The 10,658-nt window shown below is 58.6% G+C and carries 8 protein-coding genes; 1 reads left to right on the forward strand and 7 read right to left on the reverse strand.

From position 1 onward, the window contains the following. Positions 1 to 2 precede the first annotated feature (2 nt). The 6 genes from AACX78_RS21580 to AACX78_RS21605 form a co-directional block, all read right to left on the reverse strand. A complete protein-coding gene (locus tag AACX78_RS21580; protein WP_159167386.1) occupies positions 3 to 785 on the reverse strand; it encodes an iron ABC transporter ATP-binding protein in 783 nt (260 codons plus the stop codon). Beyond that, complete coding sequence (locus tag AACX78_RS21585; RefSeq protein WP_321167833.1) at positions 782 to 1,717, reverse strand: iron chelate uptake ABC transporter family permease subunit; 936 nt, start codon at positions 1,715 to 1,717, stop codon at positions 782 to 784. The genes AACX78_RS21580 and AACX78_RS21585 overlap by 4 nt, the downstream gene beginning before the upstream one ends. Before the next feature lie 11 nt (positions 1,718 to 1,728). Further along, a complete protein-coding gene (locus AACX78_RS21590; protein ID WP_159167388.1) occupies positions 1,729 to 2,673 on the reverse strand; it encodes an ABC transporter permease in 945 nt (314 codons plus the stop codon). After that, the gene (locus AACX78_RS21595) at positions 2,670 to 4,439 is read right to left on the reverse strand and encodes an ABC transporter ATP-binding protein (protein WP_159167389.1); all 1,770 of its coding nucleotides are present in this window, start codon (positions 4,437 to 4,439) and stop codon (positions 2,670 to 2,672) included. The genes AACX78_RS21590 and AACX78_RS21595 overlap by 4 nt, the downstream gene beginning before the upstream one ends. Beyond that, the gene (locus AACX78_RS21600) at positions 4,433 to 6,256 is read right to left on the reverse strand and encodes an ABC transporter ATP-binding protein (protein ID WP_159167390.1); all 1,824 of its coding nucleotides are present in this window, start codon (positions 6,254 to 6,256) and stop codon (positions 4,433 to 4,435) included. The genes AACX78_RS21595 and AACX78_RS21600 overlap by 7 nt, the downstream gene beginning before the upstream one ends. Before the next feature lie 133 nt (positions 6,257 to 6,389). Then, a complete protein-coding gene (locus AACX78_RS21605; RefSeq protein ID WP_111588789.1) occupies positions 6,390 to 6,908 on the reverse strand; it encodes a sigma-70 family RNA polymerase sigma factor in 519 nt (172 codons plus the stop codon). 240 nt (positions 6,909 to 7,148) lie between these two features. Between AACX78_RS21605 and AACX78_RS21610 the strand changes: the two genes are divergently transcribed. Further along, positions 7,149 to 9,278, forward strand: a complete 2,130-nt coding sequence (locus AACX78_RS21610) for a condensation domain-containing protein (RefSeq protein ID WP_236556366.1) — start codon at positions 7,149 to 7,151, stop codon at positions 9,276 to 9,278. Positions 9,279 to 9,323: 45 nt separating this feature from the next. On the opposite strand, the gene basC is transcribed toward AACX78_RS21610, so the two are convergent. Then, entirely contained in the window at positions 9,324 to 10,646 is a 1,323-nt protein-coding gene (basC, locus tag AACX78_RS21615; protein ID WP_159167392.1) for a putative histamine N-monooxygenase, read from the reverse strand. Positions 10,647 to 10,658 lie beyond the last annotated feature (12 nt).

Below are 10,658 nucleotides of genomic sequence, written 5' to 3' on the forward strand. Positions count from 1 at the left end.
CCTCATAGCGATTCTCCTGACAGGGATGGGTTGAAGTAGTTGCAGACGAAGCCGTTTTGACTCGGCAGTATCTCGAAGTCCAGTTCATAGAGGTCTTGCAGACAGGCACGGGTGACCACCTGGCCGACCGGGCCGCTGTGGGCGATGGCGCCTGCTTTCATCGCGACTATGTGGTCGGAATAGTTGGCGGCAAAGTTGATGTCGTGTACCACCAGAATGACGGTGCGGCCCTGTTCATCACAGAGGCGCCGTATGGCCTGCATGATGTTGACCGCATGCTTCATGTCCAGATTGTTGAGGGGTTCATCCAGCAACAGGCAGTCGGTCTGCTGGGCAATGGTCATGGCCAGAAACGCCATCTGTCGCTGGCCGCCGCTGAGCTCATCCAGATAGGCCTTGCGCAGCGGCGCAAGGGCCAGAAAATCAATGGCGTCATCGATTGCCAGCCGGTCCTGGCGGGTGAGAGCACCCTGGCTGTAGGGGAAGCGCCCGAAAGAGACCAGCTCGTCAACGGTCAGGCGCAGCCCGACGTCCGGTGACTGGCGCAGGGTCGCGACCCGTCTGGCATAGTCGCGGGTGGGGATCTGCTCGATATTGATCCCGTCCATCAGAATTCTGCCCCGGCTGACGGTGAGCAGCCGGGCAATCGACATCAGCAGCGTGCTCTTGCCTGCGCCATTGGGGCCGATCAGCGAGGTGACCTGGCCGGCGGGAAAGGTCAGGGTGACATCGCGCAGCACTGGCTTGTCACCGTAAGTCTTGTGAACATGCTCCAGGGTGATCATGGGGTGCCTTTCGTTTTGACCATGAGGGCGAGAAAGTAGGTGCCGCATACCAGGTTGATGAGGATGCTGACCGTGGTGCGGTAGTTGAACAGCTGCTCCACCAGAAACTGGGCGACGATAAAAATGGCGATGGCAATGGCGCAGCCCAGCGGCAGGGTGACCCTGTGGCGAAAGGTGCGTGCCAGCGCATAGGTGATATTGGCCACGAATACCCCCATGAAGGCCGTTGGGCCCACCAGGCTGGTGGAGACGGCCACCAGCACGGCGATCAGGGCCAGTTGCAGCCGAACTGTGTGCCGGTAATCCACTCCCAGCGAGATTGCCTGGTCACGACCCAGGGAGAGCACATCCAGCACCGCCAGCCGTCGGCGGGTCATGATGCCGACCAGGGTGATCAAGGCGGCGCCGAACAGCAGTTGTCCGGGCTGTACCCGATTGAAGGTGGCGTAGCTGAAGCCTTGCAGGATCGAGAACTCACCCGGGCTGGTCTTGAGCTGGATGAACTGGGTAAAGGTGCCGAGCACCATGGTCAGCACCAGGCCCGCCAGCAGCAGTTGATAGAGATTGGTCTGCCCCTCCCTGAACAGCCAGCGATGGACTATCCAGGAGTAGCCCAGCATGAACAGCAGTGACAGCAGCACGTTTTCCTGCCGGTCCAGCAGGATCAGGCTCTGGCTGCCCAGCGTCAGTACCAGTAAGGCTTGCAGCAGCAAATAGACAGCCTCGTAGCCCATGATGGCGGGAGTCAGGAGCCGGTTGCCCGCCAGTGTCTGAAACGTCACAGCCGATAGTGCGATACAGATGCCCGCCAGCCCGATGGCGGCAAGACGCATCAACCTTTGGGGGATCACATAGTCGAAGTCCAGATCCGACCCCACCAGCAGAAACAGCAAGGCCAGCACTATCACCAGCGCCCAGATGCCATAAGGGATCAACAGGTGCTTCATGCGCGTCTCCACAGGATCATCGACAGGAACAGCACTCCCCCCACGCTGCCGGCGGTCAAGCCTATCGGCACTTCGAAGGGGTAGATCAGCAGGCGGCCGAGAATGTCGCACGCCAGCAGCAGCAGGGCACCGCTCATGGCGACGATGGGCAGGGTTTTCTTCAGGTGCTCACCGTAATGCATGGCCACCAGGTTGGGAATGACCAGACCGACGAAGGGGATGGCCCCCACTGTGATAACGGTGGCGGCTACCGTGACTGCCACCAGCACCAATCCCAATGCCGCCGTTGCCGAATAGCGCAGTCCCAGGCTGGTGGCCGCCTCTTCCCCCATGCCCAGCACTGTGAAGCGATGGGCATAGAGGTAGGTGAGCACGGTAATGGGCAGGATCAGGTAGATGATCTCGTAATTGCCTTCGACCACCTTGGAGAAATCCCCCAGCAGCCAGCCCTGTATGCTTTGCAATATGTTGTGCCGATAGGCATAGAACTCGGCGATGGCGCTGAGCACGCTGCCATACATGAGGCCAATCACGGGGATCAGCACAGTATTCTTGAACTGAATGCGCCGTATGATGGCGATGAACAGCAGGCTGGACAGAAAGCAGAATGCCAGCGCCACCAGCATCCGCCCCGTGGTGCCGGTTGAGGGGAGCTGGGTCAGCGCAATCAGGATGCCGAGTTTGGCGGCATCCAGCCCACCTGAGGTGGCCGGTTCCACAAACTTGTTTTGCACTATCTGCTGCAATATGACCCCGGACACCGACAAGCCGGCCCCGGTGAGCAGGAGTGCCGCCAGTCGGGGCAACCGGCTGGCGGTGAGGGTCAGCCAGCTGTCGCCCGAGAAGGACCAGAGCGCCGCCAGGGATATCTGTTTGACCCCGACCAGCAGGGAGAGGCCACTGAGCAGGATCAAGAGTGTGGGCAGTACCGCTGGTCTCAAGAGGTGGCCTCGTCACGGACGGCGCGGGTGATGCGCCATCCCTTGGCGGCTTGCCGTTGTGCCAGGAAATGGGCATAGGGACCGGACTGGCGGCTGAGTTCGGTATGGGTGCCCTGTTCGCGCACCTTGCCCTCTTCCAGTACCAGTATCTGGTCTGCCATCTCGACCGTCGACAGCTGGTGGGCGATGACAATCAGGGTTCGTTTCCCTCGCAGACGCGCCAGCGCCTCGGCGATGGCGGCCTGGTTTTCCGCATCCAGGGCTGCCGTGGCCTCGTCGACCAGCAGTATGGGGGCATCCTTGATCAGGGCCCGGGCGATGGAGATACGTTGCCGCTCACCGCCAGAGAGGCGGGCACCCCCTTCACCCACCTGGGTTGCCAGACCCTGGGGAAGGCGCTCCAGGATCTCGCTCACCCCGGCTTGCATTGCCGCGATCAACACCTCTTCATCGCTGGCGTTCGGTTTGCCGATGCGGATGTTGTCGGCAATCGAGCCCTGGAACAGGTAGGCATCCTGGAAAATCTGGCTGATCTGGTTGGCCAGTACGTCGCCGGTTATCTCCCTGACATCCACGCCACCCACCTTGACCTCTCCCTGGCTGACATCGAAAAAGCGTGCGATCAGCCTCAGCAAGGTGGTTTTCCCCGAGCCGGATGCCCCGACCAGCGCCGTCATGCTGCCTGGTTCGACTCTCAGGCTGACGTCACTGAGCACGGAGGATTGATTTGCGGCATACCGGAAACTGACGTTGCACAGCTCGACCGAGGCATCGGTCGGGATGCGTGGTGAGTGCGGGGCCGACTGGGGAGTTTGCGCAAAGATGTCTCGCAAGGCATCCAGTTGTCCACGGACGCTGCGCAGGATATCGCTGTAACTGGCCACATCGAGCAAGGGATCGATGAAACGGTTTATCAGCACCAGAGCCACCAGGGCGGCAATCAGACCCTCTTTGTCCACGCCAGCGCCTGCATTTCCCTGCAACCACAGGGTCGCGGCGATCAGCAGGGCGGCAAAGCCGGCTTGCACCGCCCAGAGATTGAGTCCGGATGAGAGTGCGGTGAGCTGGATAAGCTTTTTGGCGGATTGCTGTTGCTGCGAGATGGCCTGCTCGAGGAAGCGGGTACCGCCGCGCTCGCCATTGAAGGCTCGCAGCACGGATTGTGCCTGTGCAAATTCGACCATGCGCTGGCTGGTGGAGGCGGCCTTGTGGTGGAACTTGAGGTCAGCCGCTTGATTGAGGCGGCCAGTGAACCAGAACACCCCCACCATGAGCGGCAGGGCGACCAGCGCCACCAGTCCCAGGGTCAGGTTGATGGCAAACAGAGCCGCCAGCACTACCAAAGGTATGATGGAGCCGGTCAGCAGAGGGGTAAAAACATGGGCCGGGAGCTGGGCTATTTCCATCATCCCCTGTGATGCCGCGTGATTGAGCCGGGCGGTGTTGGCAGGGGTAAACCAGCCGATGGGCAGGCTGCCGACATGCTCGCCCAGCTGATGGCGACCCGTCTGGAGGACGGCAATACCGACCGCTATCCCCGCCTTTTCCACCTTGCGCCTGAGGTACCAGCAGAGCACCACCCCCAGCAGTTGGACGAACAGCCAGCTGGCTGCGCCGTTCACCTCTCCCAGCAACAAGTGCCTGAGCACAGGGATCAGGGTGACTATGGTGAGGCCGCAACAGAGGCTGTAGATCACTGCCAGCCAACCATAGCGACGCAATATTGCAGTGTCATCGTCCAGCAGACGAACAAAGGTCTTCAGCATTGGGGGACCGCCTCTTCATGCTCGGGGGATTGTCTTTTCTCTGCGGGAATGGCCTTGTCATAGCGGCCCTGGGCCCACAAGCGGGCATAACGGCCATTGAGTGCCAGCAGTTCGTCGTGCCTGCCCTGTTCGCAGAGGGTACCGTTGTCGATCACCAGGATTTGATCGGCGTTCATGACGGTGTCGAGTCTGTGTGCGATGACGACCAGGGTACGGCCATGGGCAAAGGCCGAGAGTGCCTGTTGCAGCTTTACCTCGTTGTCGGCATCGGCCGCCGCCGTGGCTTCGTCAAGCACCAGCACAGGCGGGTCGAGCAGCAGGGCACGGGCTATGCTCACCCGTTGCAGTTCCCCACCGGAGAGCTGCGCATCCTCTCCGACCACTGAGTCGTATCCATGCGGCAGCGCCAGAATGCGATCGTGGATATTGGCGAGCCGTGCGACGGCTTCAACCTCTGCCCGGGTGGCGTTCGGACGACCCAGCGCTATGTTGTCGTGCAGACTGGCGTGAATGAGGCGCACATCCTGCAAGACAAAGCCGATGTGTCGATAGAGCCGGGCGCTGTCCATTTGTCTGAGATCGACCCCGCCAAGGGTGATCCTCCCAGCATCCGGATCGAAGAAGCGAAGCAGCAGGCGTGCCAGCGTGGATTTTCCCGAACCGGATGCACCGACAATGGCAGTGACGGTACCAGGCTGCAGAGTGAAGTTGATGTCGGTCAGCACCTGTACCTGATCGTCATAGCCGTAGCTCAGTTGCTCGACCCGGATCTCCCCGTTTGCCGGCTGCCGGGAGTCGGCTGCAGTAGTGGTGTCCAGCACGGGAGTCTGCAGCAAGGCATGCACCCGCTGGGCAGCGCCGGTCGCATTGTTCAGGTCATGGGTGAGGTAGCTCAATAGCAGCAGGGGGGCGCAAAGCCCAGGGGCCACCAGCATGAATGGCAGCACATCGGCTGGCGCTATCCAGCCGGCACTGACCAGCACGACGCCCCCGGCCAGCACGACACCGAGCACGGAGGCTGGCGCCATGATGGCGTTGGCATTGGCCATGGCGCTGACCAGGGGGCGGGTAAACGCCTTGAAGGCATCGGCAAAGGCATCGATGGCTTCGCGGTAGCTGCTGTGGAGCTTGCCCTGAACACCGAATGCCTTCACTACCGGAATGCCGCTGACAAACTCGACCACGGCGTTGTTGATCCGCGCCATGCCGGCACCGAACTGCTGCATGTTGGCGGCGCTGGCGCTGTGCGCCCTGGCGGAGAACAGGAAGAAGAGGGGAAAGGGCAGCAGCGAGATGATAGCCATGCGCCAGTCCATGAAGAACAGGTAGGCAATCGAGATGGCAACGGCCCCGGCACTGCGTCCCATGGTCGTGAAGAAATGGGCCGTCAGGCTGTGCAGTGTGCCTATGTCATCTTGCATCGCCTGTTTCACTTCACCCGATGCCCGGGCCGTGAACCAGCCCAGCGGCACCCTGGCCAGGCGGCGGGTCAGCGCCTGACGCAGATAGCCAGTGATGCGGTTGTCGGCGAGGTGAGCGACCAGATCGCCCGCGGAAATGAGCGTCATGCCCAGAAACAGACTCGCCAGGCTGACACCGACAATCAGCCAGAGTTCTTCAAGCTCCCACCCAGCACCCTCCTGGCCGAGTACCAGCTGTGCAATCCGGGTGATACCCGCCAGGGGAACCAGTGTCAGCATGGAACCAACGGCGGCGAGCAGGGCGGCAGCCAGCAGCCGGCCACGAATGGGTGAAAGGACTCGGGCAATCGGACCCGCGGCTTTGGAATCAAGGATGAACTCGTCGTCTACCTTCATGAATACTTCTCCACTGTGGGGTGATGGCGGCCATGTCCCACCGTCTCGTTTGCATTGGGCTGACACGTCTCTTGTGGTTTTCCGAACGGGCGGATGAAAACCTCAAATGAATCTTTTTACGACAGAAGAAAGTTCAGCGTCCCGCGTCTGGTTCGCACTGGTGACAGGTCTGCAGGCCAAGGGCTATGTACTTCTCAACGGAAGAGACCGAGACCTGCAGTTCGGTTGCTATGTCCTGGTAGCCCATACCATTGAGCCTCGACAGCAGCAGTGCCTGGCGGATCTTGGGTGGCTTGCGCTGCAACGCCATATCAACCGCGCCCAGGGCTTCGCGCATCAGTGCACGGGTCTCTTCGGAAGGTTCCCTGAGTGCAGGTTGCTGGGTTTGGCGTTCGAGATAGCGGGCTTCCAGACTGCGCCGGCGATAGAGATCGATCAGTTTGCCTTTGGCTATTTGCATCAAATAACGGCGCGATTCGCTGGCCGCGGGAATATGGCCCTTATTGATGAGGTGGAGGTAAATATCGTGAGCCAAATCCGCTGCATCGTACGAATTTCCCAGCTTGCGACGGAGCAGGCGACAGAGCCATCCATGATTGTCCCGATATAACGTCTGCCACTGTTCCTGCAAGGAGCAAGCATCCCTCTCCACGGCTCTTTTCTCCCGAATACAGTGTTTTTCTTTTTGATAATGAAAATCTATATGATAATCATTTACAAGATATCCTGTTCGTAGATATCAAGCAATGCTCTTCACTGACTCTGACAGCAGGGGAGCTATCTCAGTGGTTTTTGACAGAAAAACCGGCATAACCCAATGGTCATTATTCACAATTCAGCAAGGAGGCCACTCTTGCCACTATGTTACTCCGAGGTATTGCCCGAAATACCTGTGAGCACTCATGAAGAAAATATCTGGTTGTTGCAACAACAGCATCCGGAGCAAGTCATCAAGCACCTGGAAGTCTGGCGGCTGGATGACAATGTCGATATTTCATTGCTCACTCTGACAATTCAGTCATTAATAACGGCCTTGCCGGATTTGAATTCCCGCTATCTCTTCAGTGATGAAGGGGACCTTTATAAATACAGGGTTGATGGCTGGTATCCCTGTCTGGAATTTATCCGGTTGTCTTCGGGGGACCTCGATACCACCCTTGGCTCCCTTCATACGTCGCCCTGGGATTCTGCCAGCCAGCCGCCGTTCAAGGCATTCATTATCCATGTAGAACAGGGTGTTATGTTCGCATTGATGTCTCATCCCATACTGGGGGAGGTGTGTTGTCTGGGCGAGCTGGTGGCCAGGTTGCGTGATGAGTACGGCGCCCTTGCTCCGCATCTGCCTTCTCTGGAAATGACAAAGCTATCGATAAACTCAGGCGTGTTAGCACCTGAAATTACCAATAACCAGACGGAACACACGGAAAGGGACAAGCTGGCGCTTATTTTACTTGATGAGTTTCGTATTGCTTTATCCAGCCCTGAAATGACGCTTAATGATGACTTCTTTGATTTTGGCGGCCACTCATTGCTGGCTACGCGCATTATTGGCAAGTTGCAGAATCGTCATGGTATTGAGTGCCGTTTCAATGATTTTTTTGAGTCGCCTTCTGCGGCTGCCCTCGCTAAAAAAGTAGTATTGAATAGCCCGCCTCAGCAAATACCTTCACTTGTTGTTGAAAATACCAGCCAGCAGGCACCACTCGCGCTGGCACAAGCGTCATTGTGGCGAGCCTATGCTGCCCATGATTTTGGCACCATCTTCAATCTGCCCTTTGCGCTGGATTTTATTGATGAAGTTGATGAAACGGTTTTTTTGCAGGCATTTACAGACCTGATAAAACGCCACCCCAGTTTGCGAACGACTTTCCATGTGCAAGACGGTCAGGTATTCCAGCGTATTATTCCCGTTGAACATCTGGGCCAATATCGGTGGTTCTGGCACAGCGCTGAAAGCGGAGGTGTCTCCCTGGCCAGTGAGGCGACCTATCAATTCGATCTCTCCTGTGAGTTGCCGATCCGTATCCGTTTCATTCGGGATGTGGCGACTGGCCGTCAGCACCTCTCATTCCTGGTTCATCACATGGTGGTGGATGAGTGGTCCATCAATCTCATGATGGAGGAGCTTGCCAGCGCCTATCTTGCCCGTGCGGCAGATCAGGCGCCGGTATGGGCCACGCCAGCGCTCGATTTTCACGGATTTGCACGGCAGCAGGCAGAGCAGGGCATCAATCCCCGGCACCTGGCGTACTGGACCCGGATGTTGCAAGGTGCTGCCGACGAGCGGCGAAAGCAGCGGCTATGTGCTCCGTCCGATGGCCAGGGTTCTATCGCGGCGCAGTGGCTGGAGCTCAAGCTCGAGCAGGGGAGTCTCGACAGTTTGTATGCCTTCGCCAGAGGCCATGACTCTTCGCTCTTCAATCTGGTGTACACGGCGATTGCAGTATCCCTGCACAAGCTGGATGGCCTGAACGAGATCGTCATAGGGACCTCGGCATCCGGACGTACCGATCCGGCATTCTTTGATACAGTGGGTTACTTCACCACCATGGTGGCGCACAGGGTCGAGTTCGATGAGCAGGAGTCTTTCGGCAGTCTGTTGAGGACGGTTACACATACCATCAATGACTCCATGTCCTACGCAGACATCCCGCTGGAGCAGATCCAGCAAGGGCTTGGCATGACGGCGGCAGAGGGTCTCCTTTTCGATGTCTATGTTCAGATTCACGCCAATAATGCCTTGAACGGGCGCTTGCCAACCCCTGCCGGTGAGGGGATCCGCTACCGACAGATTGATCCTGACAAAACGGAGTCCATGTTCGGGTTGCAGTTCGAAATCATGGAGGATGTGCTGGAAGGGGAGCGCAGATTGCGGCTGGTGATCACCTATAGCGCCGAACGCTACAGCAGGGATTGGGTCGAGGCCCTTTGCGTTGTGCTGAACCGGCTGTTCGGACTGATGACAAGTACCGGTACGAGTGCATGTCGACTGGCTGATCTGGCACTGCAAAAGGAGGCATAAACAGTGTTCTGCCCCCTGTCAGCCGACAGGGGGCAGAACACAGGGCTAGGAGGTTGGCAGCCCGTAGTGCTGGAAGGTGGAGGTTCGGGGCAGGCGATACTGCTCCCGACCAAGCAACTGATTGAGGATATGTGCATTGCGGTTGGGGCCTATGCCCAGATCCGGTGAGCCCACCCCATGCTGAAATATTTCGGCATTCTGAACAAAGATCCGCCCCTGTCCTCTGTCGCAACGACGGGCCGTGAAATCTGGCTGGACTATGCAATCCCCCTGCTCATCAATGGCCAGGACTGTGCCTTTGAGCCGTTCAAACCATGCAGGCCACGCATGGGCATAACCGGTTGCGGCGACGATGGCGTCGGTCTCCAGTGTGCAGTGCTGATCCAGCTGGGTGTGATGGCAGCTCATGCGCAGGGCTCCCTGGCCTTCCAGTGCTTCCACTCCTTCGATGGTGCAATGTGAGTAGAGCACCAGGCCTGGCGTCTCTCCACCGATGGATCTCTCATAGAGCAGATCAAAAATCTCGCCAATGGTCGAGAAGCTGATGCCTTTGTAGAGCAACCCTTGCTCCGCCACTATCTCCCTGCGCCGCTCTCTGGGCAGAGTGTGGAAGTAGTGCATGTAGGCGGGGGTGAAGCACTCCTGTCCCAGCTTCGAATATTCCATGGGGTGAAAACCGGCCGCCCGGGTGATCCACTGAATGGAGGCACCGGCCCGGACCTGTTCCGGGGTCAAGGCGCTAAAGAGCGCCAATACGCATTCGGCGGCACTCTGTCCCGAGCCAATGACGGTCACCCGCTTGCATTGCGAAAGCTGCTCCCTGGCATGCATGAACCGGGCTGAATGCATGACCAGAGGATGTTGGCATTCCCGAGCCCAGTCGGGCAACCAGGGGGTGGTGCCTATGCCGATCACCAGATCGCGGCTGCTGTAGCGCTGCAAGGCTCCGGTTGCGGATGTGCTGTCGATGAGAAACCTCTCCCTGGTGTCGTCATAGCGGACATCGATGACCTCTTCTCCAAAGTGACAGCTCGTTAGCTGCTGCGCGGCCCAGCGGCAGTAGTGGTCATATTCCCGTCTCGGGATCAGGAAGTGATCGTAGTAATAGAAGGGGTAAAGCCGATCCTGCTGGTGCAGGTAGTTGAGATAACTCAGGGGGTGGGTCGGGTCGGCCAGTGTCACCAGATCGGCCAGGAAGGGCACTTGCAGTGTGGTGCCCGGCAGCAGCAATCCCTCATGCCAGCGAAACGCGGGTTTGCGCTCGAGAAATACCCCCGTCACCTCATTGTGACGGGATAGCAGGGCTGCCAGCCCGAGATTGAAGGGCCCGATGCCAATACCGGTCAGGTCAACGCTTGTGATATCCATAAAAAACTCCGA

It is taken from the genome of Aeromonas sp. 9A (assembly GCF_963900955.1).
Taxonomy (GTDB): Bacteria; Pseudomonadota; Gammaproteobacteria; order Enterobacterales; family Aeromonadaceae; genus Aeromonas; species Aeromonas salmonicida.